We start from the raw sequence: 24,049 nt of genomic DNA, 5'->3' as shown, positions 1-24,049 counted from the left end.
GGCCGCCACCGCATCGGCGATGATGGACGCAACATCGGCAGACCAATTACAACGAGCACAATCAGGAGCCGTCCTATCGCACGACGTAAATTCGACAGAGCATGTGCATGGGCCAAACAGTTCGGCCGCCCGCTGCTCAGGAGTGAGGAAACTGCTTCGGGCCGTCACAGCGCGACCTCCAATTGGCAGGGATTCAGGAGAAGCGGATCCAGCGCCGTCGCATCGTCAGGGGCTTGATCCCCCCACTGCGACCAGCCGGCGCGCGGGAATCGCGCGAACATTTCCAGGTAAGGACCGGGGCTGCACGCCTCGATCAGGTCGTATTGCTCGTCCGGCTTCCGGCTGTGCTCGCGCTTGCGCGTCGCGAACAGGTTGACCTGGCGGCGGCCGGCATCGAGCGTGCGGGCCTTCTTGCCGCGCACGCCGAACAGGAGCAGCTCCGTCACGTTGCGGAAGTAGAAGCCCACCCCGCGCCCGTCGGAGCCGCCGTCCTGGCGTACCTTGTGCCAGACGAGGTTGGTCTTGTACTCGAACCCCCAAGCGGTAAGGACGCGCAGGCCCTCCGGCAACAGGGCGTTCGGGACCCAGAGGTAAAGGTGCGCGGTCGACGCGGTGATGTCCGCCACCGGCAGCGCACAGATCTCCTCCAGCGCCATCGTGCTGTAGCGGGACAGGCGCTTGTGCTCCGGCGCGACCTTCCCGGTGCTATTCATGAACCGCCACGGGGGGTCCGCCATGATGGTGGCATAACGACGACCTTCGGCGAACTCGGTCAATTCTGCGGCGGGGCTGGGTTGGCGCTTCATGCCGCCTCCGTCTGTGCGAACAGACCAGCGTCGCGACGAATCCGTCGCTCCGCCATGGCGGCGTACTCCGGGTTCAGTTCGATGAGCATAGCGTTGCGACCGAGCCGATCGGCAACGAGACCGGTGGTGCCGGCGCCTCCGAAGGGATCCAGGACTGCGCAGGGCATGGGTTCAGCCTCCGCACAGGAGCATGAGGGGCGCCAGCCAACCGTTGGGCGGTCCGTCGGCGTCCACGCCTCCTCTACGCCCCGCCCCCCCATCGTCAGCCGCTCAGGTCGGACGAAGCCATTCCCAGCGCCTCGGCCTTCGACAGGCACAGGCTCGCCACGAACACGCCCCCATGGCGAGCCGCAGGATGCGCAGCAGCCACGGGCCGAGGAGCCTGCCTTGATGCAGATTTCGGCAAGATCGGGCGGGAAGGTGGCGAAGTGCGCCTCCGCAAACGGCCGGGTTGCGATGGTCCAAACATTGCGAGCGTTCCGGGTTGGCGCGACATCCGTCGCCATCCGGTCAGACCGGTGCGTTCCGCAATTTGCATCTGGCGTCAGCGGCACCCCGCGTTTCGACCCCGAACGCTTGAAGTTGTATCGCGACTTGCCTTTGCCGGCATCCTCCGCCCCCTCAGCATTCTCTCGGATTGCATCTGCATCGTAGAAATAGCGATCGCTCTTGGTCAGGAGGAAGACGTGCTCGTGCGCGCTCGTCGGCCGATCGTTGATGCTCTCCGGCATCGGATTCGGCTTGTGCCAGATGATGTCAGAACGCAGATACCAGCCATCAGACTGGAGAGCGAAGGCCACGCGCCACGGGACCCCGATAAGATCCTTCGGCTTCAGGCCTGTCCGCCGCTTCTCGCGCCCGATCCGGGTCTCCCCACCATGGAGCCACTTGCTGTGCTTGCCCCCGGTGGCTCCGCCGAACTTTCCATCATTGGCGTAGCTGTCGCCAAGGTTCAGCCACAGGGTGCCGTCGTCCCGTAGGACGCGCCGCACCTCGCGGAACACCGCGACCATGGCGTCGACAAACTCCTCCGGTGTCGGCTCCAGACCGATTTGACCGTCTGCGCCATAGTCGCGCAGACCGAAATACGGAGGACTGGTGACGCAGCACTGCACGGAGGCGTCCGGCAGATCGGTCAGCCGCTCACGGCAGTCACCAATGAGAATTTTGACCGTCATGCCGCCACCTCGAACCGATCAGTTTGGTTTCCGAAGACGTCCCAGCCATCCGGCCGGGTCCGGGCGAAGAGCTCGCAATAGGGACCAGGCAGCAGTCGCTCGATGCGGGTTCGGACTTCGTCGGGCTTCTGGGAATGCGCGCGCCGCGGCGCGCGGATCAGCCGGCGAACATCTCGGGCCAGCCGCTTCGGCTTGCCGCGCGTTGCCAGAAGGCACTGTTCGGGATTGGCGCGTGTCCAGTAGCCCAGCCCGGTGAAAGGCGTGCCGTCGGCGTTCAACTTCTCCCAGTAGAAGCCCACGGTCTTGTAGCGGAACCCCCAGGCGCTCAGCACCTCGAAGGCTTCTGGCAGCATCGGGTCAATGGCCCACATCAGGAGCGCACAATCCTTCGCGGCGAGATCGGCCACCGGCAGGGCTTTGATCGCTTCCAGCGACATGCAATCGTACGCCGCAGAGCGGTCGCGACCCTTGTCGGAGAAGGTGCCGAAGTACCAGGGCGGATCAGCGTAGATCACGCCGTAGTGGTTGGGCCGAAGGTCGCCGAAATGCCAGTTCACCAAGGTCATGCCGCGCTCCCGGTCAGCAGCAGGCCCATTTGCGCATCCGGTCCGCGCTTCAGCGCCGCGCGCTCGGCTGCCTCCCTGGCGGACTTGCGCTTGTGGCAGCGGCTGCAAAGGGTCTGGAGGTTGTCGAGCGACCAGAATCGCTGGAGTTCCTCCCACGGCAGGGTGCGGTCGACGGACCAGAGCGGGACGATGTGGTCCGCCTCCCACGTCATCCACGGCGGCAGCTTCTCGACCACGCCGGCCGGTGCCGGGGCGCGTCGGAACCAGGTGCTGTTGGCGACGCAGTGGAACTCCGGATCGATCCAGCGCTTCATGACGCGAACCACCTCCCAGCCGTAGAATGGCGGGTTCGGATCGTTCTGCATGGCGTGAAACATGGCGCGCTCCGCGTTCGCGCCGCAGCCGGCGCACAGGCCGAGATCGCGCTTTTCGACGAAGAGCCGCTGCGCCTTGCTGCTGACGGCGGTGGCGTAGGCGGTGAGGCAGGCCTCGTGCCAGTAGCCGCCGACGGCGTATTCGTGGCCACCGAACTGGTCGGTGCCGCCATCGTCCGAGCCGCACCAGCGACAGGCCTTGCCGGCGGCATGCCAGTGCGGGAGCGGCGGACGCCGGTGATCGTCACGGATTTCCATTGCGACGCTCATCGAACGGCCTCCGCAATGCGATCGCCGACGACGGTCCTGCGGAACAGCGGGCCATCAGCGGCAAGCCGGCGCTCGATCCAGGCGCGACAGAACAGCGTGTCCAGGGCGACGCGGGCGCAGTCGCACGCTTCGGCCGTCGCGCCGTCGGGCATGCCGGCGGTAGCGATGATCACCGGAAGGCTGGCGCCCACCGGCGCCGTACTGGCCGGCGTCGCCTGCAGCAGGTCGGTTTCGTTCGGGAAAATCGGTGGGGCGCCGGTGTTCATGCTGCCACCGCCTCGGCGGCGTCGCTGGTCGCACCGATGAAGAACCCCAGTCCTTCCAGCCGCTGCTGGATGACTGGCACGATGCAATCGCCCATGTCGGCGCAGAGCAGGATGTCTTCGGCGTTCCGCTCCACCGCCAGCATGTGCAGCACCTCCTGGCAGAGGAGCTGGTAGACGCGCGGGAGGGCCGGGCCCTGATGCGGAAGAGCGATGTGGCCGTCCACCACCGGCTCCATCCAGAACATGACGCCCAGCAGCACCGGCAGCGGATCCTTGGCGATTCCGTTCCGCGTGATCGCGTAGCGCGCCACACCCGAGGCGATCTCCGCCAGGCGCTCGCGGATCGGCCGCGCCTCGGTCATGAACGGTCCGTCGACGGCCGAGACCAGATCTGGCATCAGCGTCTTGTAGAACGCTCGTTGGCGCGGGTTCAGCGACACCGTATCGAGCAACGTCCGAACCAGCATGTTCAGCATGCAGGCCGGAAGCGATGCCTCGATGCGGGCGACCAGGGTTCCGGAGCGACGAATGAAGGCTGGCACCTGTGGGCAACCCTGTGAGTTCTGCGAATTGCTGGCGCGCTTGGTCATGCCTTCCTCCGGACCTTCGTGAGGTTGCCGAGCCCCTTCGCCACCTCGGCGGCGGGCCAGATCCCGAGCTGACCCGGCAGCGCCACGCCGACGGCTTGCAGCTCTTCGACGATCACCGGCGCCGCAGCGTCGGTGCCGGCGGAGCGGATGATGCGGACCGCTCGTCCGCGCAGCAGCGAAACCGCTCCGCTCGGGCAAGGCGCTTCGACGTGCTGGATGATGGCGGGCTTCATGCGGTCACCGCCGTTTCCGTCGCGCAATTCTCCGTTGCGTCTTGGAATGGATTGTCCAGGTCCATGGCGACGAAGCGAATGCCCAGCAGCTTCGCCCAGGCGAACAGCTTGTCGCTCGGCGGAAAGTTGGTGAGCTTCTCCCACGCCGACAGGCACTGGCGGGTGACGCCGAGCTTCTGCGCAAGATGCTCCTGCGTCAGGCCGCGCTTGATGCGCGCCACGACCAGAGCGTTGATGATGGTGAGGAGATCGCCGCCGGCCGACATGGTCACTCCACCATGCCCAGGGCTTCCTTGTACAGCTCAAGGATGGCTTCCTGCTCCTGGCGGTCGGCCTTGTCCATCTTCCGCAGGCGGATGATCTGGCGGATGATCTTGGTGTCGAAACCGGTGCCCTTGGCCTCGGCGTAGACCTCCTTGACGTCCTCCTGCAGACCCTTCTTCTCCTCCTCCAGGCGCTCGATGCGCTCGACGAAGGATTTCAGGCGATCCGCCGCAATGCCTTCAACGCTGTTGTCGTGGATGCCGCCCATCGCGTTGCTCCTCAGACCCGAGCCGGCATCAGGACTTGGAGCAGCGAGACGCGCTCCCGCCCCTGGGTCACACGCCCATCCTCGGCAGCCTCAAGAACAAAAGGTTCGCGCGCATCGTTGAATTTGACGGCCACCGCGTCGCACTCGAACGCATCCATGCATTCGACGACATAGCGGGCATTGAATCCGGTCTCGACCGCGTCCTGACTGGCGACGGTTACCCTCGTCGTGAGATCCCCGTGCTCTTCAGACGAGCCGGACAGCCGGAGGCAGGTCTTGTCGAGCACGAACAAGAGCTTCAGCCAAGGCTTGCCGTCGGGCCTGTCCCGGACTTCGCCCAGGACGCTCAGCAGGGTATGCGCCGCCCGGCGAAGGAACGAGCGATAGACCACGCACTGCCGGGTGAAGGTCTGCGGAATGACCTTGATATAGTCCGGGAAGGTGCCATCGATCAGGCCGCAGTCGACACGGACTTGCATGTCACCATGAGACCAGGAGAAGGCCATTCTCGGCCGCCCACCGATCCTCCGACCGTTCGCGGGCTGGTCCGAACTCAGTCGCACCACAACCGCGACGGTGTCGGGCAACACGGCCAGCAGCCGCAGCAGATGCTTCACCGCCTTGCGATGAAGGATGACACCGGCGTCGAGGTCTGGATGCGTCCCGTCCACCGGAGTGGCGAGGCTTGCGATCGCCATTCGATGGCCGTCCGTCGCCGCGGCGACCAGTTTGCCGTCCCTGCGATGGATGTGTACGCCGTTGAGATAGTAGCGGGTTTCCTCCGTCGAGATGGCGTGCTGCACTGTTTCCAGCAGCTGGACGAGATCGCCAGCCGGCATCTCGAAGGGGCGATCGCAGACGGAATGGATAACGGCGGGGAAGTCAGCGATCGGCAACACCGGGATCCGGCCCGACAGGTCTCCGCACTGAAGCACAACCCCGTTGGTCGTCAGCGACATCGTGATCGGCGACGGCCCCACTGAGGCGAGCAGCTTGGTCAGCGTGCGTCCCGAGATCGCGGCTGCAAACGGCACGGCACCCTCGGCCGAACGGACGTCGCACGTCACGTCCAGGCTCGAATCCTCATTGGTCGCACGAACCGTAACGCCCCCCTCGGCCTCCACGACGAAAGCGATGTGCGCGAGGAGCGGATTGGCCGAACGCAGGTCCATTGCCGGGGCGACGGCCTCGACCGCCTTGCGCAGCGCTTGCGCATCGAGGGTCACGGACGGCATCAGGTTGGAGACGGTGCCATGGTCGGCGCGGGGCCGCTCCTTCACGGTGGCGTTCATCAGGCGAATCCTTGCGCAGTGCCGCGCAGCGGGATTCCCCAGGTGCGCAGGGCGGTTTCAACTTCGGTGAGGGTGAAGGCGACGGCCACCGGTGCACCCGCTCGGCGCACGTCGGCATGGCACAGCGCCTGGTCGGCGGAGACCTTCCCGCCGGTGACCTTGAGTTCGAGCATGAAAGCCCGACCGAGGTGGATGAGGAGCAGGTCAGCCGCCCCCTTCTTCATCCCCTTGGCCTTCAGCTTGGCGCCCTCGGCCTTGCTCCGCTTCCCTTCGTTCGGGATGTGGCAGAACCACGTGTCCAAGGGCGGAAGCGCATAGGTGAGGAAGCGCTCCACCACGATGTTGAAAGCGTCCTCCGATTCCTTCCGCAGCAGCGCGCTCCGCCGGCCCTGCTTCAGAGCCTTCTCCCCCTCCATCACGCCGGCATGGATCCGGATGGCCCGGTCCTGGTAGGCCGGAGCGAGGTCGGCAAGGCTGACGGTTCCGCCGCGCTTGGTCATCGCACCCTGCCCTTCCCATGGACGCGCCCACCGGCGGTGCCGGTCGACGACAGGGCCTGACCAAACTGCGAGGCGTAGGCGGAGGGTGGGCACTGCTGCACCTTGCCGGTGAAGCTGCGGATCTGCTCCAGCATGTCGGCAGGGACCGTGCGGTCATCATAGTCGTGACGCACACGCTCGAACCGAAACAGGTTCCCGTTGCTCCGGCTCCAGGGGGAACCGTGAGAGGGATTGCGGCGAGGGGCGGCGCTCATTGCTTGTTCACCTGGAACTGCGGCCCGCCCCACTCGGACGCGATCGCGTCGCCGCCCAGCTCGCTCGGCAGGTCGACAGCCAGCATGTGGGCGTGGCCACCAGCACCGCGGGCGGCGCCGTGAAACTTTGGCTGGCGGGTCGCTTCGGCAGACACCGCGCTGCCCGTCGCCGGCTTGGAATTCGTGATGCCGTCCATCACTCGCCTCCCTTGACGCGGGCACGCAAGGACCACGGCTTCCGGCTCTTCTTGACGATGGCCCGGATGCGGGCAGCGACATCGCGCATCTTCACGGCGCGGCTCACGATCCGACCGCACCGGTCCTCGATGCGGAGAGCCGTCTCCTCGGTCATCACCCCGCGCTCGATCGCATCGGCCAGGGCCTGCCCGATCTCGGCGGCCTTCAGCGTCACGTCCATGCTGTCCGGGAGATGGATGTCGAGCCCCTGGTGATCGTCCCCGTCGGCCGGGGCCTTCGGGGTCAGCTCGAAGCCGTGCAGGTCAGCCAGCACCCGAAGCATCACCGGGTCGCCGATGGCCCGCTCCAGCGCGTGCATGACGTCGACACGGACTTGGTCCGGCTTGTTCGGGTTGGTGTAGTTGGAGATCGACGCGATGCTGATGCCGACTTCGGCCGCCGCAGCCTCGACGCCGCCGGCCTGCTTCACCAGCATGCGGAACGCGTGCTTGATCTTGAGAACCGGGTCGGTCAGATCAGCATCGGAAGGTTCGCATTTGGTTCTCATATAACCAACCCCGTGCATTATAAGTTTCGCACTCGCCATTTTGGCGAAATGATGAGCCCATCGAATCGCCGCCTCGCGTCCCCACCGCGGTGCGGCCGGTGAGCGGCGGAGGAATTGACCACCCTTCCCGCTCACCTTTCCCACCACCCAACCGGAGCCCCAAATTGGCGGTAGGCGTTACCCATCCTGTCCTTGGTGCCCCGACCTTCTGCGCCCTCCCCTATCCCGCCACCGGCCCGGTATGCTGGCCACGTGGTAAGCTGGGGTTGCTGTGCGCCTGGGTTGGAAGCCTGACGCATGATGCGGGCGGCGAACGGACCGTTCTGGCGCACGAAGCCGAGGGAGATCTGCGAGCCGAGTTAGGAAGCCAGGACGCTCACCTCCTCGGCTCCGCCGCGATGCCGCTCGCCGAAGCCATTTTCGCCGGGCAGCCGGTCACAGGCGTTGGGAATGGGCGCAAGTAGAAGCCAGTGGCGCCAGGTCGGCGACCAAGCCGGGAGGCTGAAAGCTTCCCTGACCTTTGGTTGGGTGAGGCACCCATCCCATTGAACACCGACACGGGCAACGAAGCCGGCAACGGCGCAGACGAATTGGTTCATGCTGCCCATGAAAGCCTCGACCTTTCGGCCGTCCTCTGTTTGGTGGGTTGGATCGGGGAAGCGAGGATCGGCATCTATGAGTCCTCGCCTTCGGGCGAGACGTCGCCTGCCGGCGCCTCGAAGTCGCGCGGCACCACACCTTCCATCGCCCTCAGCGTTTTCCGGGTCGCGTTCCCACGGTTCTTCAGCACATCCCGGGCGGTGCTCGGAGGGATCTCCGCTTCGCGCGCATACTCCTCGGCGCTCCAGCCTTTAGCCTTCGCGTAGGAACAGATTTTATGGACGCATTCGTCGATATGAAGCATGGCTCTATAATGCCGCGATATATCGCGGTTAGTCAATCGCATTCGAGCCAGAAGAGCGCGATAGAGCGCGGTCGCGATTTTTCGCGGTCGCGCCATAATACGGCCATGGTAGACGATAGAATCTCAGACCGCCCCGACCTTGGGGAAGTGGTTGACCGCGTTATGTCGGTCCATGGAGACCGCCTCCATTCGCCTAACAACTGGGCGAAGATGGCGGGTAAGAATGAGTCCACTCTTCGGAGTGCAATGCGGGGCAATCCGACGGTCTCCACGCTGCACGCCATTGCTAAGGCGGCAGGAATGACTGTTGTTGAACTGCTTGAATATGGCGAACCTGACTGGGAGCAGAGAGTACGTGCGCGTCAAGCAGCCAACGCAATATTAGAGAAAATGACTTCCAGGGATGAAGCTATCGAAACTGGAAAGGCGCTGCAGGCGAATAGGAAGCGCCGCAGGAAGCCGCGCGACGCCGCAGACGAATCCAGCGGATAATGATCCGCTCCCCCCTTACGCCTTTATCCAGAATGAATTCTGCGAGTTCGCTAACAATCCACTCGCGCTCTTCTTCCGTTAGCATAACATGCGACTCCACTCTCAAGCTATCAATACCCTAAAGATTAGGATCTATTTGCAAATCCGTTGTGGGAATTGATAGGAGCGCTTCCTTGGCGCAGCCTACGTGCTCCGAATACATGCGAAATAGCGCTCCTTTCGCCAGGGGTCGAAATTTCCTCGCAAGGCTTCGACAGCGAGGATTGCTCTTCAGTGGCAACATTCGAACGCAAAAAGATACTCGGCATATGGACGCCCCTGAGTCTATCCTTGCCCTTACCGTCCGGCGGTGCGGGTGGAGTTGAGTTCAGCCTCCGGCATATTGCCGTTGGTTTCTCTGGTGACGGCTCTGGTAAAGCCATCGCAGCGAAAAGGCGCCCACCGCCTTAGTAGCCTCCGCCTGTCGGCGGACTGATGCTATGCGTCGAACTTGATGTACAGTGGGTCCTCGCGATCAGGCCGCTGATTCGGTTCGCGGAAACACTCAGCCCCGGCCATCTCATTTTCCAGCGCATATGCGTCGACCGGCATCAGGTGTCCGTACGGAACCAACTTACGCGTCAGATCGTAGGCCTCCTGGAACGGCCCGGTGCGATAGACTCCGGGGTCATGATCCATGATGTGGCCCAGCACCGCCATGCAATCCCTGGCATACTTGCTGGGGCGGAGCATGTGGGCGTGCCAAGCAAGATCGCACAGATGAGTCGGGACGAGAGGTGCATCCGGGTAAGCAGCGCATGTGGCGAAGAACTCACGATATTGGGCCACCGAGCGTTCGGCACGCGCCCTGTCCGTACCCTTCTCGATCAAGTCGGATACCAGAACGCTCATATCGATGGCCTCGACTGCATTCAGAGCATCATCAATGTTCATAGACTAACCCCTGTTCAATAACCGCGCTGCCGGGCGGCACCGGAAATCGATGACAGCAACGCGGAGAACCGCGTAAGGCGGGCTTGCGTCCTGCCTCCGATATTCTGTCCAAGTCTTGCGAAAACACCTTTGAGCTGAGTGCGGGCTGTGTCGCGCGATTTCCCAAGAGCCTCAGCCGCCTCATCCGGCGACAATCCTGCCCCGACATGGGCGGCGACCTCCGCCTGCGCTTGGGTCAAGCCGAAGTCGCGATAGAGGATGCTGGCCAGCGTCCCCACATCCAGCAAGATGGGAGCGATGATAAGGACGGCCGATCCGAGCAAGGCCCCTACACCGCGGGACACCGAAAGGACGTGCGGCTCTCCCCTTTGGCGAGGGAGGCACATGGCAACTTGTCTGGCGCTTGGCCGACCAAACGCCGCTGCGGCGATGACCGCCTGAAGCCTGTCAGCGCTACCGGCATCCACGGCGCAGACGTGCCCGTCATCATCAATCCTCAACCCATCAGAGGCATCAACCAGGGCGGCAAAGGCAGCATTTTGATATCTGACGCCCCCCTCTGGACCGAGTACCGCAACCGCAAGGTCGATACTGTCCAGCACGGCCGCGCGCTGGGACAGTTCTTCTCGACGACGAAGGGCCTCCAAAAGGCCGAAGGCAGGCAGGTCGGCGTCGAAGAAGCTCGACAGGCCAACGTGCTTGGGCTCCGCCCTGATCTGGATGGACCATCCGCTGTGGTGCATCCAATGCAAGCACATCAACGGCACGGGGAACTCACGGACAAACTCCATGCGCTCCACTCGGCGACGCCGCTTGGTACGTTCCAGCTTTTCCGTGGGGGGTTCCGGCAGTTTGAAGCCGGCCCTCTCCTCCATTGCCAACGACGCCAGAAGGATGTCGTCGAAGGTCAGTCCTCGCCCGAAGTCGCAGAACTCATACATCCGACGGAAATGGTCGCTGGCGAACTCAAGCCGATCATCAGGGCTGAAGACCACGGCGCCCGACCCGAGACGGACGGCGAGCGCAGCCATTTCCGACAAGGAAGGCGGAGCATCTGCGGGAATATCAAGCGCCGCCATAATCGGCATGCCCTCGCTGAATTAAGTTGCTGCAAGCCTAGCAACCTAATCATCCGAGCGCATCACCCAAACGGGTCACAATAGGAGATTTTCACCATCATTCGGTGCGCGCATACTATGTTATTCACCTGGACATGCTCCACGTCCCATTTTTGGGATCTTGATGGTCTGGCGACGTCTTGTTGCGGTCTGGCGTCACCAAAAAAGTTATGACGTTGGCTTTGCGCGCTGCGATTAGCTGAGAACCCGTCCGGGAGAAGAGCCCGTCGCCTGCCGCGACTCGGGCCGACTCGACCGCGTGACGTAGACCGCCGCCGCGATGATGATCGCCGCTCCCACCGCCGCGTGCACGGTCGGCACCTCGCCGAACAGCAGGTAGCCGGAGACCAGCGCCACGGGCACGTCAACCAGGGTGACGGGCATCAGCACCGCCGGGGAGGCATGCTTGTAGCCGCGGACGGTTGCCCACTGCGCGCAGGCGGACAGCAGCGCCATGCCAATCAACCACGGTAGGTCGCCGGCCGGCGGCTCAACGGCGACGGTGCTGGCCGGGATCGCGACGATGGCGCTGATCAGGATCGCCGACACGGCGACCACCACCGTAGCCGGGTTGGTCCGGGCCAGCCGGCGCATGCAGATTTGGCTACCCGCCCCCGCGAAGGCCGCGATGATCAGCGAGCCCACCGCCCAGCTCCAATGCGGCGTCCCGATGGTGACCAGGCGCGGCCACAGGGCGATGAGCGCGCCGACGATGCCGATGCCTGCGGCGATCCAGACCCGGCGGTCGGCGGATTCGCCCAGGATCACCCGCTGCATCGGAATGACCAACAAGACCCTGACATACATGAAGCCGGTCACCAGGGCGATGGGCAAGGAGCTGTAGGCGTGGACCAGAGCCATCAGGCTGACGGCGCCGACCGCCGCGCGGGTCAGGTGCCACTGCGGGTCGCGGAGCTGGCGGAGGTGCAGGAATGCGCGCCAGGCGACGAACGCCATCAGCAGGCCGCCGGCCGACCGGAACAAGGCCATCTCCAGCGCCGGCAGTTTCGCGGACAGGTGCTTGATCAGGATGTTCGCGCACATGAACGAAAGCGCCGATACCAGCGTCCAGAGCGCGCCTTTTGTCGCACCACCCACCATCCACCTCGTTTTCTGCATCGTCCCGTATGCGGCGTGTGAAGTTCTTCACTGCGACGCCGCCTCTCGCGGATCGAAACTCCGACAAATGCAACTGTTTCGCAAGGTAGGTCGTGATGGCTCTGGTGATGAAGAACGTGATGGTGAACGGCCGGCGGACCTCGATGCGCCTGGAGACCATCATCTGGAGCGCGCTGGACAAGATCGCGGTCAAGGAAGGAGTGACGGTCAGCGCCCTGATCTCCGGCCTCGACGCGTTCCCGGCTCCGAACCTGGCCAGCGAAGTCCGGATCTTCGTCGCGCATTACTTCCTGGAGGCGGCCACCGATGACGGCCATGACGCCGCTGGGCACGGCTGCGGCAACCCTGTTGCAGCGTTCTGGCGCGCGACCAAGCCGGCGCCGGTCGCCAGCTTGCCGGTTGAAATTGCAGCGGCAGCGTGACCCTGGCTGTTGTCGCTGGAGCAGCTCCCCGCCCGATCATGTTGGGGCGTCGTGGCGTCTGACGGAGCGGTGGAGGATTTCGAACACCTCACTCCCCTCTACCGTCAGGCACCAGCGAAGCATCCCTAACGCCGGCACAATGAGAGACTGGTCGGCCAATTCTTCAAACCACCCCGGCAGATTCCCACCAACAAGGTTGGGTCCGGCGGCGCTCTCCTCCCCATTCCAAAAACTCTGAAGAAGCCATGTCGATTGCTCGGGCGACATGAATTGTTTGACTCTAATTTCCTCCAACACTTTCGCAATGGACGATCGAACGGCAGGGCCCTCTACCGTAGGGGCCTCTGTGTTCCAGTTTTTATTCACCCAAACACGCAGGTTGTGCTGCGTAAACGATACATTCCAAACCTGCTCGCCTGCCTCAACTCTGGCGGAAAATGCGGCACGACCGTTGGATAATGCAATAGGGAGAAGATCAGATTCTCGAATCGAAGTTAATTTTTCCTTCTTTTTCTTCTTGTAATGATTGGGGATTACAACTCCATCTAGAAAATGTTCGATGAATAAATCAAGGCCAATATCTTCGAATGTCGCCGCCATATTACTTCACCCTTACATTATTATTGGCCTGAACTGACGAATCGATGAAACGTAAGAACTGGGCTTCATCGATGTTGTCCGGCTTGCCATACCTGGCCCGTCGCGCGGCGGCTGTCTCGATTTTCGTATTTCCCGGCGCGTGGCCGATCACAAGGAAATCGGTGTCTTTTTTGACGGCCTTGTGCCATATGCCACCGAGGCGCTCGACCAGATCTGCTGCCTCATCGCGCGTCATGTTGGTCAACTCGCCGGTTATGGCGAAGGCGAGTCCCTGGACACCGTGCCCCGCCTTGGTGGTTGCCGCGCTCTGCACGAGAGGCGGGGGCTCCACGAAGTTAGTCGGCGGCAAATGAGCAATTTCGCGCGCCACCTCCTTCCCCAACACCATCCTTTGGAAAAGCTGGCTCGTTATCTCCGCGTCGATGAAGGCGCCGTGGAATTCTGCGCGAGCGGAGATATCGATGTCAAAATGCGCCGCTGCGGCATCTAAGCTCGCCCGCCCCATGCCCAATCCCTGGAATGCTTCCTGCGTGCAGATGCTTGCGCCTTGATGCCACCGGGAGCCGCATAGGGCGAACTCGTGAGAGAGGAATGACAGATCGAACTGGACGTTGTGTCCAACGATGACTGCATCCGCCAAGAAGTCATGGATTATGTCGCGGCTCGATGAGAACGGCGACTGATGGCGAAGCAGGTGGTCGGATAACCGGTGGACGCTCCGGGCGCGAGGATCTGAGTTTCGGCCAGGGTTGAAGATCAGACTTAAGCTGCGCCCTGATGGCTCTACCCCAAGGATCTCGATGGCAGCGAAGCTAACCATCCGGTCGCCCCGGGCCGTTGATAAGCCCGTCGTCTCGCAGTCGATCACCACATAGCGCTTTAGCGAGTCGGTCTCCGTCTCCGCCTGTGGCGGCTCAACCGTGACTGCTGAACGTCGTTGCCTCGCCCTCAAAAGGCGGCTGATCCAACCGGTATCACCCATGCCATCCATCTCAAAAAGTGGCCTAATCCGATAACCGCGGCGGAGGGCTATGGGGCTGTGGGTTCCAGATGATGCTCAGCCTCCGCAACTACTGCAGACTGTTGAGGAATGCCGATTCTCAGCAACTCCGCAAAATCAGATTGCGACATGGTTAGTTCTTGTGAACTTATTACCCGACGATCATTGACAACCATCAACGATACCGTGACCTCCTGGTCATTCAGTGACTTAACCTGAACCGAATACCGGGTCTGCGGCCCCCAAGGGGCGGGCGAGTGCATCAGGTCGCCAACCTCAAAGCCGTATCTTGGCGGAATACCTTGGGTCCAGATGCCGTTGCTCGACTTCGAATCGGCAGAGTACAAGATGTCCAGCGCGCTACGGAACGACGAATGAACCCCGAACGCCCAACCCACTGCGTAGCCGTGTCGATCGAACGCCACACCCAATGAGGTGCTGCGGATCGGGTCGTGTTCCGGCCTTGGCCAGTACCGTGGCAATTCGCCCCCAGCTTCGGCCAGCAGGTCGCAGAGATAGGCCGGGATATCGTTGACACACTCGCCGGTATCGAGATCGACTAGGCCTAGGATGCGGTTCGAGAGGAAATCCTTCAGCGTCCGCCCACCATCCACCGACCTGCAGCGCAGCGACACTCGGTAGACCCGCTCCGTCGTTTCGTATTCCTCGACTTGCACCAGAACGACCTGGCGGGCCGATCTGACGCGGTCGAATCCGACGTAATCGAGTTCCAGTCGTTTTGCTAAGTCGCTGACGAGCCTGCGCCGCTCAGCCATCCCACCATACCTCACTTCAGAGCGAGCGATCAGCAGATCGCACAACCTGATTATGGCAAGATCGACAAACCGTCGCATCCGCGATAAATCGCGGATTTTCCATTTGACTTCACCGCGATATATCGCGAACATGACTCCATCAAAAGCGCTACTCCAACCGAGGCAAGCCGAAGATGGAAACCGTCTCCTTCCGAAACCTCCCCAAGCTTGGCTCCGTGTCGTTCTTCCTGTTGGGAAGCGACATGATGGTTTCGGTCGGGGGCTCCACTGGGCTGTTCCGCGACGTTCTGCCGAAAATGTATCCGACCGAGGCCTGCGCTCTCGGCGTCTGCCAAGCGGCCCACGGCCTCGCCGAGCAGGTTCTCCGCCGCCGGAGCCATCTGCGCTCGAACGATCCGCGCGGTAACAAGCCGCAGGCCTCCGGCGCACCATGCACCGCCGCGGTTCCGGAGGACGCGCTCCACATCGAGATGCTCGGGCTGAAGGTCGTCGGCTGGCGCGCCGACGGCCGCGCCTACATCAACATCGACGGCGTCAGCTACGCGGGGGCGGATTTCGATCCCGCCGCGTTCAGCGGTGACGAGTTCGTGGTGTGGTCGCTGCGCACGGCGCAGTCCCTGCTCTTCAGCTTCAGCGTCTACCAGAGCTTCAATGCGCCGGCGCAACGGAGCATGGCGTGGATCACCCGGGGTGACCTCGAAGCCCAGCGGTCGGCGCCGCTGTTCGGCGAGGCCGCGTGATGGGCGGCCCGCTGATCTCGAACGACGACCTGATGCTTCTGCTCTGGGCTTCGGTCTGGCTCCCCGCGGCAATCCACGATGACAGCTGGCATTTCGACAACGGGATCGTGATCCCGGCTGTCGAGCGGATGCCGGACCTGCAGCACGAGGACTGGCCGGCGCTGCGCGAGAAGCTGATGGCGCTGCGCGATGCCGAACTGGCCGCCTATCGGAGAGCCGCATGAGGACCATCGGCGACACCGAGGTGACCGTGCTGTCGGTTCTGAACGACGGCGGCCTTCGCAATCTGCGCAAGGCTGCGGCGTTCTCCGCGAGCATGGCGGCGGTCGCGGAAGCGCTCGGGGAGCCGAGCGAGAGCTACAGCAAGTTCGCCGACGAACTCCACGGCCGGTATCTCGACCTGGCCTGCGCCTGATCATCAACATCGGAGCGAGGACGAAGACATGAGCACCGCTTCCCAGGCCCGAGCCGCACGACGGAAATCGCGCAAGGATCCGCGCTACGTGGCGAACAGGAAAACGGCTCGGAAGCGGGCAGCACGTCAGCGCCAAGCCTCGTCCAATCCCGACGTTTCCCTCGACGGAGTCTGACCCATCGGTTTCGCGCCTCGGCGCGTGCACCTGCCCACACGGGCGTTTCCTCCCAAACCTCTGCCGCCGGGCGGCTCACCCCCAGCCCGGCGGCATCTTCCCCCAAGCCCGTTACCCCAGCCTGCCGGTGGGGTCGGGCTTAAGCCAGTGCAGGCTCCTGACAACCGCCAGCGGGGACGCGTCAGGGCCACTTCGGCGCAAGCCGGCCCGCTCCGGGTAACCGGATGTCGGGAGATGATGGAGGTCACGGCCGCGCGGGGAGCCGCTGAAGATCGCGCGGAGGAGGCCCACAAGCCGGTGAGAGACCGGACAGCCGGGATGCAAGGCCCGGCACCTGGGGCCTTAGCTCAGTTGGGAGAGCGCCCGCTTTGCAAGCAGGAGGTCGTCGGTTCGATCCCGACAGGCTCCACCAGATCGGGGTGTAGCGCAGCCTGGATAGCGCAGCGGCTTTGGGTGCCGCAGGTCGTGGGTTCGAATCCCACCGCCCCGAAAGATACCGCGCGGTGGCGGCCAGCTCCGCCCCGCATCACCGCCGACACACAGGCCCTTCGGCAAGGCTCGCAGACCGAGCGCATCGGCAGCCGGATGGAAGTTCCGGCCTCCAACCCCGCTCCCGGCTGTGATGGCTGGGGCGGGGTTGGGGCAATGAGGGGCCCCGGCTCCGCTTCCCCTGCGCGTGTGCCCCCCGCACCGAGCTGGAGCCCCTCAGCCCGGATTGCCATCCACCGGAACCTGGACGGCGCATCAACCAATGAAAGGGCTCTTGCGGCGTTCGTGTGTCGGATCCGGCCGGTGCTTTTCGCGGGGCGCCGGCCACCTTCCCAGCCCCTTACCGGCAACGGTGGGGCTTGAGGCGTCAGAGGGGTTCGCCCTTGGGACCGATGCCGACACGGTGGGATGCGCGGCGGATGGGGTGTGGATGATGCGTTCGCTGTTGACCTTCGCCTGTATCTCGCTGGTTGGGCCTGACCTGTTGGGATTGGGTTCTGACCTGCTCCGACCGATTGCCCCGCTGCCGTGGGAGCCCGCTGGATGGCCCCTCCCCTCCTCCGATACCCTGATCCATTTGGTGCCGCGAGCGCCGCCCGATCGCCCCGGCTCCGCATGCGGGGCCGAACGCTGCAGCCCGCCGGCATGCCGGCCCGGCTGCGGTCAATAGGCCCCGCCTCTTCTCAGATGATGGCGGCATTCCTGAGCCGGGCCACGTCGGACATCGTGAGCCCCCAGCCGGCGGGGAAAACCGGTCACCTAAACGCTGAAAGTGCCCGATCGCCTACCTGATCGGCTCCTCTTCCCCCACCCCCTTACCCGGCCGCCGGGTGGGGGTTGAGGCAGTGGAAGACTTTCTCATCAACACCGGGATGCAGCAGATGCTTGGGAACACCGTCACCGACAAGGTCACCGGCTTCAAGGGCGTCGTCACCGGCGTCGTTCAGTATCTCACCGGCTGCAACCAGGCGCTCGTCGTTCCGCCGATGAGCGCCGACGGCAAGCTGCCGGATAGCCAGTGGTTCGACGTTCAGCGCCTCGACATCTCGGCGGACATCCCCGCCATCGTCCTGGACAACGCCGCGACGCCCGGCTGCGACCGCGCCCCGCCGCGGCGCTGATCCCGAGCCGGCACGACCCATCACGATCCAGAAAGGGAAAGAGCATGAGCGAGAGCATCAAGAAGGACGACCGGGTCGAGTTCAAGCCCGGCCCGAACGCGATCGGCAAGGTCAAGGGCACCGTCACCGGATTCACCGAGAAGCGTCCCTGCAAGGGCGGCGCCTCCCTCCTGATCGTCGCATGCGACGACGGCAAGGAGCGCAAGGTCCGGCCCGGCTCGGCCACCAGGCTCGCCGCCTGACGCCCCTCCCCTCCCCTTCCAGCCCTGCGGACGGTCACCATCCCGTCGCAGGGCTTAAGGGCGTGAAGGGGATGCGCTGCGGCGTGTCAGCTGCGCCGGGAAAACTGCGGTTCCGCAGGACCAAGGCAAAGCCCGTGGCCGACGTCGGTGTGAAGTTAGAAGCCGGCGCATCCCCTTTCCGGCCATCGCTGCCCACCGGCCAATGAGGAAACGGCAGCTTCTGTGCGGCGGAGCGGCCGGCGGCATGCAGGCCCCGGCCCGCTTCACAAACACCGGAGGGCTCCATGTTCGAACGCGTCGTTCACACGCCTCTGTTGGGCGGTATCGCGGTGCTGATCGCGGCCTTCATCCTGGCCACCCTGACCGCCCTCCCCTTCTGAAGGCGCAACACCATGATGACCGCGAACCATGACGGATCGGCCCTCCCCATGCACCGAACCAACCGCATCGGCGCCGACGGCGCGAATGTCTGCGACATCCGTCCGGTGACGTTGGGCTTCGATCGTCCAATGGAGATGCTGCAGACCTCGGCGCCGTGCCAGGCACATACCGCCCTTTCGGTCGGCGCCGTCACCCAAGTCCCCGGGCTGGCGCGCCGGTGCATGGCCTTCATCGGCGACTTCCTGACGATGCTGGTCGCCCTCTTCGTCCTCGATTGGCTGATCTTCCTGCTCGGCTGAGGGGCCGCCCATGCAACGCTCCACCATCCTCACCAAGGCCTTCACCGAGGCCGGCGACTTCGTCGCGGTGCGCGCTGCCGAGAGGTGGCTTGCGGAGAACGGATTCAGTGTTGGCCGCATGCAGGCGCACGCACCGCGCGGGATCCTGATGGGCGACAACTGGGACATCCAGAAATGGCGCAACTTGACCCGCAAGGAGCGCGCCGAACTCGACGGCATCCTGATCGGCGACCGGAACGGCCCAGCGGAGATCCTGATGTTCGACGGCGGGATCGGCGCCCAGTTCCAAGCCGAGGTTGATGGCGCGCAACACATAATTGCGGCGCATCGCCATGGCTGAGGTCATCAAGCTCGGACAGCGCCCGCGCAAGCCGACGCCTCTGGCTGTGCTGGAGGAAACGCTCGCCATCCTGAAGCGCAGGGGCTGGAAGGAAGTGGGCTTCGCGGACATCGCTGCGGGCCGCACATCGTTCTGGCTGGCCGAAGCCGAGCAGTGGCCGATCAGCTTGAACAACGCCCTCGTGCTGGCCTGCCGGAACGTCTACGGACATCCGCAGGTCCCGAGCAAATTCCAGTTCCGGACGGAAATCGACGCGGCCCTCGACGAGACGGTCGGCCAGAAGCACTACCGCTGGGCAGTCGCCGCCGGCAGGACGCAGGAGGAGCTGCTCGACGTCATCGAGCGGACGATCGAGCGCTTGAAGGCTCAGAGCCCGACCCGCAGGCCGGTGCAGCGGCGCCGGACCGGGGCCGGGTGGGAAATCACCAAGGCAAACGTCATCAAGCGCCTCTACGCGTCGCCGGCATCCGACGCGATCAGCTTCGAGGGAACGCCGATCGGCACCCTCAGCAACAGCCAGGATTACGAGTTCATCAACGGGTCGCAGGTTCTCGTGCGGCTCTACACGGCAACGCTCCCGAACTTCTATGGGCAGCAGGTGGTGCGCGAGGGATGCACGCACGCTCAACTCGTCGACCGCTTGGCCATCGCCATCACCGGGATCCTGCGCGCCGCTGCCGGCGACGATCAGCCGGTGGGTGGCGCGGCCGACAGCCAGGCGGCCTCATCATGAGCATCAAGAAGGCCAAGCGGCCTCCCCTCATCGATAAGCGGGATCCTGCCTTCTTGGTTCAACCCGTCGATCGGCTGGAGCCGAAGCCGGAGACGCAGTTCCGCAGCAGGAAGCACCTGGAGTTCGTTGCGCGCCAGCCCTGCCGGGCGTGCGGCCGGACCATGTTCGTGGCTGCGGCTCACCTGTGGAAAGGCACCGATGGGTTCAAGCCCGAGAAGCCCTCGGACATCTACTGCAACCCGCTTTGCGACACCTCCAAGTCGATGGGGAAATCACCGTCCGGCCCGATCTACGGCTGCCATGACAAGCAGCACAGTCAGGGCGAGATCACCTTCTGGACCCAGCTGGTCGGCATCGGCGTCGTCGCTGCCAAGCTGGAGGCTCTGAACCTTGCCCTCCGGTCTGACTGTCCGCGTGCTCGCGCAGCGGCGGAGGAAGCTCTGAACGAGATGCGATCCCCATCCCCTTCTGAGGCTTAGCGCCTCCCCCCAACTGTGGCGCACCGGCGCCGCCCATCATCAAGAGGTTCACCATGGACGACATGCCCTCGCTGTTCGAGACCGACATGCTGCCGGTCTCCACGGCGATCAAACCGAATCGCGCCCGCACAAGGAGCCGTCGACGCTCCGGCGACCAAGAACGACGTCCTGACGGCCAATGGCCGCTGGACGACGCCATCAACGTCGTCCTCTTCGCGGGGCTCGGCGGCGCCTGCCAGGGGCTGGAGGATGCCGGCTTCCCCGTCCATGTCGCGGTCAACCACGACGGAATCGCCATCGCCGCCCACAAGGCGCTGAACCCGCACACCCGGCATCTGCACGCCGACATATATGAGGTTTGCCCGTTAAGGGCGACTAAGAACCGCCATGTTAACATCCTGTGGTTGAGTCCTGATTGTCGCGACCACTCCGTCGCGAAGGGCGGCGCTCCGCGATCGAAGCGTGTTCGCTCAATGCCATGGCAGGGATGCCGTTGGGTCGGCAAGCTTCGCAAGCGTGGGCTGGGGCCGGCGGTGGTCTACCTGGAAAACGTTCGGGAAATCCGGGGCTGGGCGAGGTTGATCGCCAAGCGCGACAAGGCAACGGGTCGGGTCCTGAAACTGGACGGCACCGTAGCGGCCAAGGGCGAGCGCGTCCCGGTGCAGGAGCAGCAGCTCGTTCGAGATCCGAAGGCCATCGACAGAAAGACCGGGATCGGCCGGACTTATCGCGCCTGGGTGAGGCACATGGAAGGCCTTGGCGTCCGGTACGAGGATCGAGACATCCGCTGTGCCGATGTCGGCATTCCGACCAGCCGCATCCGGCTCTGGGGTGTCGGCGTCTTCGATGACAAGCCCATCGTCTGGCCGCAGTTGACCCATGCCCCCAGGAACTCGGAACTGGTGCGCTCTGGCTCCCGCCTGCCCTACCGCGCCGCCGCAGAGATCATCGACTGGTCGCTCCCGCTGCCCTCGATCTTCAGCCGCAAGAAGGATCTGGCGGCGGCAACCCAGAAGCGGATCGCCGTCGGGCTGAAGCGCTTCGTGCTGGAGGCCGAGAAACCGTTCCTGGTTCACCTGACCCACGGCTGCCGTGACCATGACGTGGATGAGCCGATCCCGACCATCACCAGCGCACATCGTGGAGAGTTCGCCGTGGTCGGCCCGGCAGTTGTTCCGACCACCCACACCAGCAGCGACACGCGGATCCACGATGGCGCGACCCCGCTTCCGACCCTGACCGCCGGCGTGAAGGGCGGCGAACTCGCGGTTATGGGCGCTTCCATCATCGGCGCCGGCGGCCGAGCGGCCCAGGTCCCTCCGATGGATGTCGCTGATCCGCTGAACACCAGCACGACGAAGGAGGATCGCTGCGTGGTCGCCGCCACCCTGGTCGGGGTTGCGCATGGAGACGACGCCCGGAGCGGTAGCCGGACCTACGACATCAAGGACGCCCTGCGCACGGCGACGGGGAGCAACGACCAAGCCGTCATCGCGGCACACTTGACCCGCTACCACGGCGAACGCCGCCCAGGTGAGGCTCGCGGCACCGATCCGTCGGACTCGCTGGCCACCCTTACCACCGAGAACCGGTTCGGCATGGTCGGGGCCGTTCTGGCACCGCACGTCACGAAATTCCGAAACAACAGCATCGGCCACGAATTGACGGAGCCGCTGCACACCGTCACCTGCTCCCACTCGGCCTACCACCCCGGAGCTGCGCCCCCGCTGGGGATCGTCTCGGCAACTCTCGCTCCCGCTGTCATGGCGAACAATGCCAACAACATCGGGGCCGCAGTCGAAGCCCCGATGCCAACCGCTACCACCGGCAACCGGAATTTCGTCGTTGCCGCCCACGTGGTCGAGCATCGTGGGGAGAGCATTGGCCAGCAGGTCCAGCAGCCTCTCGGCGCCCAGACGCAGATTCCTCATCACGGGGTCGTCGCTGCCCACCTGACCAAGTTCCAGGAGAACAGCGTCGGGCAGGCGCCGGAGGAGCCGATCGACACGGTAATGGCCGGCGCCCTGCGCTTCGGCGTCGTCGGTGCGTTCCTGGAGGAGCATCGCACCCGGAGCGTCGGTCAACCGGCGGACGCGCCTCTGGCAACCCAGACCGGGAAGGAGCACAGCGCGGTCATCGGCGCGGCCATGGTCCAGACCGGCTATGGCGAGCGCGAGGGGCAGGCGCCGCGCGCTCTTGATGTCGGCGAACCCGTCGGCACCCAGGTCGCGGGCGGCGCGAAGCACGGCGTCGTCGGGGCTTGGCTGGTCCAGCACAACACCGGGGTGATCGGCCACACGGCGGATGACCCGCTGTCCACCATGACAACCGCAGGCACCCAGCAGCAGGTCGCCGCCGCCTACGTCACCGAGTTCCGCGGCACCTCGCGCGACGGCCAACCGGTCACCGAGCCGGCACCGACCATGTGCACGGGCGGTGAACGAGGCGGCGGTCACTCCGGCGTCACCGCCGCCTATCTGTCCGAGTACTACAGCGTCGGCGGCCAGCATCAGACCTGCGACGCTCCCCTGAACACCCTCACCACCAATGACCGATTCGCGGTCACCGGCGCTTCCCTCTGGCCGGACCTCTCGCCGGAGAAGCTGGAGCGAGCCCGGCAGGTGGCGAACTTCCTCCGCGCCCACGGCTGCTGGGATGACCGGGAGTTCGTCACCGTCGGCCAATGGCTCGTGATCGACATCGGCATGCGGATGCTGACGCCGACCGAAGCTGCCGCCGCGCACGAGCTGCGCATGCCGGACCAGATCACCGTCCCGAAGCGCGACCGCAAGGGGCTGGTCGTCACCGGAGAGGACGGGAACGTCGTCCATGTCACCCGGCCGCTGACCAAGACCGAGGCGATGCGCCTCGTCGGCAACTCGGTCCCAAAGCGCATGGCGACGCTTCTCGCCCAGGCCAACGCCCATCACGCCCTCTATGCGCCGTCTCGGGCGCAGGTCGCGGCTTAGGAGATGACAATGGGTAAAAGCACCTCCTACAAGATTCTCCGCCACCAGATCAGCGGGCTGAAGTGCGATGCCCCTGGCTGTGGCTATACCGACGCGTCTGTCTCCGTGGTCGAGTACCCGAAATGGGTCAACGCGCCCTGCCCGTCTTGCGGCGCTCCGCTGCTGACGGAAGCGGATTATCGCGCGGTCCTGCGCCACATGGCGGCGGCCATCAAGATTAACGAATGGGCCAATCGCTGGCTTCCCGAGTGGCTTCTCCGCCGCTGGGATATCAGCCAGCCAGACCGGAAGGCGGGCGCCGTCGTCTACGGCGAGATGAACGGCACCGGCACCACCAAGTTCAGAAGGACGCCTCCGGATGCCCGATAGGCCCTCTCTCGGCGCTCGCCACGAGCAACGCATGCTGGCGGCCTGCGCCTCGATGCAGCCTCCCATGCCCTCCCCTCGGATCCGGGCGCGCGTTCACGCCGATGGCCGACGCTCGTTCCCGTCTGCGATTCAGTACCGGTTGGAAGACGGACGCGTGGTCGACCTGCCGCCGACCGAAGAGGGAGCGGTCTATTTCCGCGTCGTCCACGACGTCGATGTGGTCGACCGCCTGACCAACATGGGCGCGCTCGATTCCGGTCACCGCCGCCCTTTCTCAGCCTCAACCGTGATCGACCAGCGCCCGACGCCGGGCGCCTGAGGAGAAGC

Annotated in this window: 35 protein-coding genes and 2 tRNA genes; 17 read left to right on the top strand and 20 right to left on the bottom strand. The window is 64.5% G+C overall.

The window, feature by feature from the left end:
* Positions 1-164 precede the first annotated feature (164 nt).
* The 14 genes from J2847_RS29010 to J2847_RS28945 form a co-directional block, all read right to left on the bottom strand.
* Positions 165-806 (bottom strand): MT-A70 family methyltransferase, encoded by a 642-nt coding sequence (locus tag J2847_RS29010; protein ID WP_209782216.1) that lies wholly within the window; start codon positions 804-806, stop codon positions 165-167.
* Positions 803-1,984 (bottom strand): DNA-methyltransferase, encoded by a 1,182-nt coding sequence (locus J2847_RS29005; RefSeq protein WP_209782215.1) that lies wholly within the window; start codon positions 1,982-1,984, stop codon positions 803-805. Before J2847_RS29005 ends, J2847_RS29010 begins: the two co-directional genes overlap by 4 nt.
* A complete protein-coding gene (locus J2847_RS29000; RefSeq protein WP_209782214.1) occupies positions 1,981-2,550 on the bottom strand; it encodes an MT-A70 family methyltransferase in 570 nt (189 codons plus the stop codon). The genes J2847_RS29005 and J2847_RS29000 overlap by 4 nt, the downstream gene beginning before the upstream one ends.
* Positions 2,547-3,194 (bottom strand): HNH endonuclease, encoded by a 648-nt coding sequence (locus tag J2847_RS28995; RefSeq protein WP_209782213.1) that lies wholly within the window; start codon positions 3,192-3,194, stop codon positions 2,547-2,549. Before J2847_RS28995 ends, J2847_RS29000 begins: the two co-directional genes overlap by 4 nt.
* Positions 3,191-3,460: a hypothetical protein gene (locus J2847_RS28990; protein ID WP_209782212.1), complete on the bottom strand. Its 270-nt coding sequence runs from the start codon at positions 3,458-3,460 to the stop codon at positions 3,191-3,193. The genes J2847_RS28995 and J2847_RS28990 overlap by 4 nt, the downstream gene beginning before the upstream one ends.
* The gene (locus J2847_RS28985) at positions 3,457-4,050 is read right to left on the bottom strand and encodes a hypothetical protein (RefSeq protein ID WP_209782211.1); all 594 of its coding nucleotides are present in this window, start codon (positions 4,048-4,050) and stop codon (positions 3,457-3,459) included. The genes J2847_RS28990 and J2847_RS28985 overlap by 4 nt, the downstream gene beginning before the upstream one ends.
* Complete coding sequence (locus J2847_RS28980; protein WP_209782210.1) at positions 4,047-4,283, bottom strand: hypothetical protein; 237 nt, start codon at positions 4,281-4,283, stop codon at positions 4,047-4,049. The genes J2847_RS28985 and J2847_RS28980 overlap by 4 nt, the downstream gene beginning before the upstream one ends.
* Positions 4,280-4,549, bottom strand: coding sequence for a helix-turn-helix transcriptional regulator (locus J2847_RS28975; protein WP_209782209.1), 270 nt, complete (start codon positions 4,547-4,549; stop codon positions 4,280-4,282). The genes J2847_RS28980 and J2847_RS28975 overlap by 4 nt, the downstream gene beginning before the upstream one ends.
* 2 nt (positions 4,550-4,551) lie before the next feature.
* Entirely contained in the window at positions 4,552-4,815 is a 264-nt protein-coding gene (locus J2847_RS28970) for a DUF2312 domain-containing protein (protein WP_209782208.1), read from the bottom strand.
* Between the two features lie 11 nt (positions 4,816-4,826).
* The gene (gene dnaN, locus J2847_RS28965; protein ID WP_209782207.1) at positions 4,827-6,107 is read right to left on the bottom strand and encodes a DNA polymerase III subunit beta; all 1,281 of its coding nucleotides are present in this window, start codon (positions 6,105-6,107) and stop codon (positions 4,827-4,829) included.
* Positions 6,107-6,607: a VRR-NUC domain-containing protein gene (locus J2847_RS28960; RefSeq protein WP_209782206.1), complete on the bottom strand. Its 501-nt coding sequence runs from the start codon at positions 6,605-6,607 to the stop codon at positions 6,107-6,109. The genes dnaN and J2847_RS28960 overlap by 1 nt, the downstream gene beginning before the upstream one ends.
* Positions 6,604-6,780: a hypothetical protein gene (locus J2847_RS28955; protein WP_209782205.1), complete on the bottom strand. Its 177-nt coding sequence runs from the start codon at positions 6,778-6,780 to the stop codon at positions 6,604-6,606. The genes J2847_RS28960 and J2847_RS28955 overlap by 4 nt, the downstream gene beginning before the upstream one ends.
* A 77-nt stretch (positions 6,781-6,857) precedes the next feature.
* Positions 6,858-7,058, bottom strand: coding sequence for a hypothetical protein (locus J2847_RS28950; protein ID WP_209782204.1), 201 nt, complete (start codon positions 7,056-7,058; stop codon positions 6,858-6,860).
* Positions 7,058-7,606 (bottom strand): phage regulatory CII family protein, encoded by a 549-nt coding sequence (locus J2847_RS28945; protein ID WP_209782203.1) that lies wholly within the window; start codon positions 7,604-7,606, stop codon positions 7,058-7,060. Before J2847_RS28945 ends, J2847_RS28950 begins: the two co-directional genes overlap by 1 nt.
* A gap of 545 nt (positions 7,607-8,151) precedes the next feature.
* Here J2847_RS28945 and J2847_RS28940 point away from each other — a divergent pair.
* Together J2847_RS28940 and J2847_RS28935 are read left to right on the top strand one after the other, a co-directional pair.
* Positions 8,152-8,472, top strand: coding sequence for a hypothetical protein (locus tag J2847_RS28940; protein WP_209782202.1), 321 nt, complete (start codon positions 8,152-8,154; stop codon positions 8,470-8,472).
* 11 nt (positions 8,473-8,483) lie between these two features.
* Entirely contained in the window at positions 8,484-9,002 is a 519-nt protein-coding gene (locus J2847_RS28935) for a hypothetical protein (protein ID WP_209782201.1), read from the top strand.
* Between the two features lie 477 nt (positions 9,003-9,479).
* On the opposite strand, the gene J2847_RS28930 is transcribed toward J2847_RS28935, so the two are convergent.
* The 3 genes from J2847_RS28930 to J2847_RS28920 form a co-directional block, all read right to left on the bottom strand.
* On the bottom strand, positions 9,480-9,935 hold the full coding sequence (locus tag J2847_RS28930) for a glycine-rich domain-containing protein (RefSeq protein WP_209782200.1): 456 nt from the start codon (positions 9,933-9,935) through the stop codon (positions 9,480-9,482).
* Positions 9,936-9,949: 14 nt separating this feature from the next.
* Positions 9,950-11,023: a helix-turn-helix transcriptional regulator gene (locus J2847_RS28925; protein ID WP_209782199.1), complete on the bottom strand. Its 1,074-nt coding sequence runs from the start codon at positions 11,021-11,023 to the stop codon at positions 9,950-9,952.
* A gap of 225 nt (positions 11,024-11,248) precedes the next feature.
* A complete protein-coding gene (locus tag J2847_RS28920; protein WP_209782198.1) occupies positions 11,249-12,154 on the bottom strand; it encodes a DMT family transporter in 906 nt (301 codons plus the stop codon).
* A 113-nt stretch (positions 12,155-12,267) separates the two neighbouring features.
* Here J2847_RS28920 and J2847_RS28915 point away from each other — a divergent pair, with 113 nt between their 5' ends.
* Positions 12,268-12,594, top strand: coding sequence for a ribbon-helix-helix domain-containing protein (locus J2847_RS28915; protein WP_209782197.1), 327 nt, complete (start codon positions 12,268-12,270; stop codon positions 12,592-12,594).
* 36 nt (positions 12,595-12,630) lie between these two features.
* Here the strand turns inward: J2847_RS28915 and J2847_RS28910 are convergent, their stop codons facing one another.
* From J2847_RS28910 to J2847_RS28900, 3 genes are read right to left on the bottom strand one after another with little or no spacing between them, the layout of a single operon-like run.
* Complete coding sequence (locus J2847_RS28910; protein WP_209782196.1) at positions 12,631-13,194, bottom strand: hypothetical protein; 564 nt, start codon at positions 13,192-13,194, stop codon at positions 12,631-12,633.
* A gap of 1 nt (position 13,195) precedes the next feature.
* Entirely contained in the window at positions 13,196-14,176 is a 981-nt protein-coding gene (locus J2847_RS28905) for an exonuclease domain-containing protein (RefSeq protein WP_209782195.1), read from the bottom strand.
* Between the two features lie 47 nt (positions 14,177-14,223).
* On the bottom strand, positions 14,224-15,102 hold the full coding sequence (locus tag J2847_RS28900; protein ID WP_209782194.1) for a hypothetical protein: 879 nt from the start codon (positions 15,100-15,102) through the stop codon (positions 14,224-14,226).
* Between the two features lie 41 nt (positions 15,103-15,143).
* On the opposite strand from J2847_RS28900, the gene J2847_RS28895 reads away from it, so the two are divergent.
* The 14 genes from J2847_RS28895 to J2847_RS28830 all read left to right on the top strand — a co-directional run bounded on the left by J2847_RS28895 (position 15,144) and on the right by J2847_RS28830 (position 24,041).
* Positions 15,144-15,710: a hypothetical protein gene (locus tag J2847_RS28895; protein WP_209782193.1), complete on the top strand. Its 567-nt coding sequence runs from the start codon at positions 15,144-15,146 to the stop codon at positions 15,708-15,710.
* Entirely contained in the window at positions 15,710-15,934 is a 225-nt protein-coding gene (locus J2847_RS28890) for a hypothetical protein (RefSeq protein WP_209782192.1), read from the top strand. The genes J2847_RS28895 and J2847_RS28890 overlap by 1 nt, the downstream gene beginning before the upstream one ends.
* Positions 15,931-16,125 carry a hypothetical protein gene (locus J2847_RS28885; RefSeq protein WP_209782191.1) on the top strand — a complete coding sequence of 65 codons (195 nt, stop codon included), beginning with the start codon at positions 15,931-15,933 and terminating at the stop codon, positions 16,123-16,125. Before J2847_RS28890 ends, J2847_RS28885 begins: the two co-directional genes overlap by 4 nt.
* A gap of 511 nt (positions 16,126-16,636) precedes the next feature.
* Positions 16,637-16,712, top strand: a tRNA-Ala gene (locus J2847_RS28880).
* A gap of 3 nt (positions 16,713-16,715) precedes the next feature.
* Positions 16,716-16,790, top strand: a tRNA-Pro gene (locus J2847_RS28875).
* A gap of 880 nt (positions 16,791-17,670) precedes the next feature.
* Entirely contained in the window at positions 17,671-17,910 is a 240-nt protein-coding gene (locus J2847_RS28870) for a hypothetical protein (protein ID WP_209782190.1), read from the top strand.
* A 44-nt stretch (positions 17,911-17,954) separates the two neighbouring features.
* Positions 17,955-18,152, top strand: a complete 198-nt coding sequence (locus J2847_RS28865; protein WP_209782189.1) for a hypothetical protein — start codon at positions 17,955-17,957, stop codon at positions 18,150-18,152.
* A 392-nt stretch (positions 18,153-18,544) separates the two neighbouring features.
* The gene (locus J2847_RS28860) at positions 18,545-18,832 is read left to right on the top strand and encodes a hypothetical protein (protein WP_209782188.1); all 288 of its coding nucleotides are present in this window, start codon (positions 18,545-18,547) and stop codon (positions 18,830-18,832) included.
* A gap of 10 nt (positions 18,833-18,842) precedes the next feature.
* Positions 18,843-19,172, top strand: a complete 330-nt coding sequence (locus tag J2847_RS28855; RefSeq protein WP_209782187.1) for a hypothetical protein — start codon at positions 18,843-18,845, stop codon at positions 19,170-19,172.
* A complete protein-coding gene (locus J2847_RS28850) occupies positions 19,165-19,905 on the top strand; it encodes a DUF6197 family protein (RefSeq protein ID WP_209782186.1) in 741 nt (246 codons plus the stop codon). Before J2847_RS28855 ends, J2847_RS28850 begins: the two co-directional genes overlap by 8 nt.
* Complete coding sequence (locus J2847_RS28845) at positions 19,902-20,384, top strand: hypothetical protein (RefSeq protein WP_209782185.1); 483 nt, start codon at positions 19,902-19,904, stop codon at positions 20,382-20,384. Before J2847_RS28850 ends, J2847_RS28845 begins: the two co-directional genes overlap by 4 nt.
* Before the next feature lie 53 nt (positions 20,385-20,437).
* On the top strand, positions 20,438-23,353 hold the full coding sequence (locus J2847_RS28840) for a DNA cytosine methyltransferase (protein ID WP_209782184.1): 2,916 nt from the start codon (positions 20,438-20,440) through the stop codon (positions 23,351-23,353).
* A gap of 9 nt (positions 23,354-23,362) precedes the next feature.
* Positions 23,363-23,722: a hypothetical protein gene (locus tag J2847_RS28835; protein WP_209782183.1), complete on the top strand. Its 360-nt coding sequence runs from the start codon at positions 23,363-23,365 to the stop codon at positions 23,720-23,722.
* A 31-nt stretch (positions 23,723-23,753) separates the two neighbouring features.
* On the top strand, positions 23,754-24,041 hold the full coding sequence (locus J2847_RS28830) for a hypothetical protein (RefSeq protein WP_209782182.1): 288 nt from the start codon (positions 23,754-23,756) through the stop codon (positions 24,039-24,041).
* Positions 24,042-24,049 lie beyond the last annotated feature (8 nt).

Source organism: Azospirillum agricola, assembly GCF_017876095.1.
In the GTDB taxonomy this organism is placed as follows: Bacteria; Pseudomonadota; Alphaproteobacteria; order Azospirillales; family Azospirillaceae; genus Azospirillum; species Azospirillum agricola.
The sequence above is the reverse complement of the archived record's forward strand: the minus strand, read 5'-3'. Positions and strand labels throughout refer to the sequence as shown.

Excerpts from the sequence above, each read along its gene's own strand:
- J2847_RS29010 (WP_209782216.1), bottom strand. The coding sequence starts at position 806 with ATGAAGCGCCAACCCAGCCCCGCCGCAGAATTGACCGAGTTCGCCGAA.
- J2847_RS29005 (WP_209782215.1), bottom strand. The coding sequence starts at position 1,984 with ATGACGGTCAAAATTCTCATTGGTGACTGCCGTGAGCGGCTGACCGAT.
- J2847_RS29000 (WP_209782214.1), bottom strand. The coding sequence starts at position 2,550 with ATGACCTTGGTGAACTGGCATTTCGGCGACCTTCGGCCCAACCACTAC.
- J2847_RS28995 (WP_209782213.1), bottom strand. The coding sequence starts at position 3,194 with ATGAGCGTCGCAATGGAAATCCGTGACGATCACCGGCGTCCGCCGCTC.
- J2847_RS28990 (WP_209782212.1), bottom strand. The coding sequence starts at position 3,460 with ATGAACACCGGCGCCCCACCGATTTTCCCGAACGAAACCGACCTGCTG.
- J2847_RS28985 (WP_209782211.1), bottom strand. The coding sequence starts at position 4,050 with ATGACCAAGCGCGCCAGCAATTCGCAGAACTCACAGGGTTGCCCACAG.
- J2847_RS28980 (WP_209782210.1), bottom strand. The coding sequence starts at position 4,283 with ATGAAGCCCGCCATCATCCAGCACGTCGAAGCGCCTTGCCCGAGCGGA.
- J2847_RS28975 (WP_209782209.1), bottom strand. The coding sequence starts at position 4,549 with ATGTCGGCCGGCGGCGATCTCCTCACCATCATCAACGCTCTGGTCGTG.
- J2847_RS28970 (WP_209782208.1), bottom strand. The coding sequence starts at position 4,815 with ATGGGCGGCATCCACGACAACAGCGTTGAAGGCATTGCGGCGGATCGC.
- dnaN (WP_209782207.1), bottom strand. The coding sequence starts at position 6,107 with ATGAACGCCACCGTGAAGGAGCGGCCCCGCGCCGACCATGGCACCGTC.
- J2847_RS28960 (WP_209782206.1), bottom strand. The coding sequence starts at position 6,607 with ATGACCAAGCGCGGCGGAACCGTCAGCCTTGCCGACCTCGCTCCGGCC.
- J2847_RS28950 (WP_209782204.1), bottom strand. The coding sequence starts at position 7,058 with ATGGACGGCATCACGAATTCCAAGCCGGCGACGGGCAGCGCGGTGTCT.
- J2847_RS28945 (WP_209782203.1), bottom strand. The coding sequence starts at position 7,606 with ATGAGAACCAAATGCGAACCTTCCGATGCTGATCTGACCGACCCGGTT.
- J2847_RS28935 (WP_209782201.1), top strand. The coding sequence starts at position 8,484 with ATGGACGCATTCGTCGATATGAAGCATGGCTCTATAATGCCGCGATAT.
- J2847_RS28930 (WP_209782200.1), bottom strand. The coding sequence starts at position 9,935 with ATGAACATTGATGATGCTCTGAATGCAGTCGAGGCCATCGATATGAGC.
- J2847_RS28925 (WP_209782199.1), bottom strand. The coding sequence starts at position 11,023 with ATGCCGATTATGGCGGCGCTTGATATTCCCGCAGATGCTCCGCCTTCC.
- J2847_RS28920 (WP_209782198.1), bottom strand. The coding sequence starts at position 12,154 with ATGGTGGGTGGTGCGACAAAAGGCGCGCTCTGGACGCTGGTATCGGCG.
- J2847_RS28915 (WP_209782197.1), top strand. The coding sequence starts at position 12,268 with ATGGCTCTGGTGATGAAGAACGTGATGGTGAACGGCCGGCGGACCTCG.
- J2847_RS28910 (WP_209782196.1), bottom strand. The coding sequence starts at position 13,194 with ATGGCGGCGACATTCGAAGATATTGGCCTTGATTTATTCATCGAACAT.
- J2847_RS28905 (WP_209782195.1), bottom strand. The coding sequence starts at position 14,176 with ATGGGTGATACCGGTTGGATCAGCCGCCTTTTGAGGGCGAGGCAACGA.
- J2847_RS28900 (WP_209782194.1), bottom strand. The coding sequence starts at position 15,102 with ATGTTCGCGATATATCGCGGTGAAGTCAAATGGAAAATCCGCGATTTA.
- J2847_RS28895 (WP_209782193.1), top strand. The coding sequence starts at position 15,144 with ATGGAAACCGTCTCCTTCCGAAACCTCCCCAAGCTTGGCTCCGTGTCG.
- J2847_RS28890 (WP_209782192.1), top strand. The coding sequence starts at position 15,710 with ATGGGCGGCCCGCTGATCTCGAACGACGACCTGATGCTTCTGCTCTGG.
- J2847_RS28885 (WP_209782191.1), top strand. The coding sequence starts at position 15,931 with ATGAGGACCATCGGCGACACCGAGGTGACCGTGCTGTCGGTTCTGAAC.
- J2847_RS28870 (WP_209782190.1), top strand. The coding sequence starts at position 17,671 with ATGCTTGGGAACACCGTCACCGACAAGGTCACCGGCTTCAAGGGCGTC.
- J2847_RS28865 (WP_209782189.1), top strand. The coding sequence starts at position 17,955 with ATGAGCGAGAGCATCAAGAAGGACGACCGGGTCGAGTTCAAGCCCGGC.
- J2847_RS28860 (WP_209782188.1), top strand. The coding sequence starts at position 18,545 with ATGATGACCGCGAACCATGACGGATCGGCCCTCCCCATGCACCGAACC.
- J2847_RS28855 (WP_209782187.1), top strand. The coding sequence starts at position 18,843 with ATGCAACGCTCCACCATCCTCACCAAGGCCTTCACCGAGGCCGGCGAC.
- J2847_RS28850 (WP_209782186.1), top strand. The coding sequence starts at position 19,165 with ATGGCTGAGGTCATCAAGCTCGGACAGCGCCCGCGCAAGCCGACGCCT.
- J2847_RS28845 (WP_209782185.1), top strand. The coding sequence starts at position 19,902 with ATGAGCATCAAGAAGGCCAAGCGGCCTCCCCTCATCGATAAGCGGGAT.
- J2847_RS28840 (WP_209782184.1), top strand. The coding sequence starts at position 20,438 with ATGGACGACATGCCCTCGCTGTTCGAGACCGACATGCTGCCGGTCTCC.
- J2847_RS28835 (WP_209782183.1), top strand. The coding sequence starts at position 23,363 with ATGGGTAAAAGCACCTCCTACAAGATTCTCCGCCACCAGATCAGCGGG.
- J2847_RS28830 (WP_209782182.1), top strand. The coding sequence starts at position 23,754 with ATGCTGGCGGCCTGCGCCTCGATGCAGCCTCCCATGCCCTCCCCTCGG.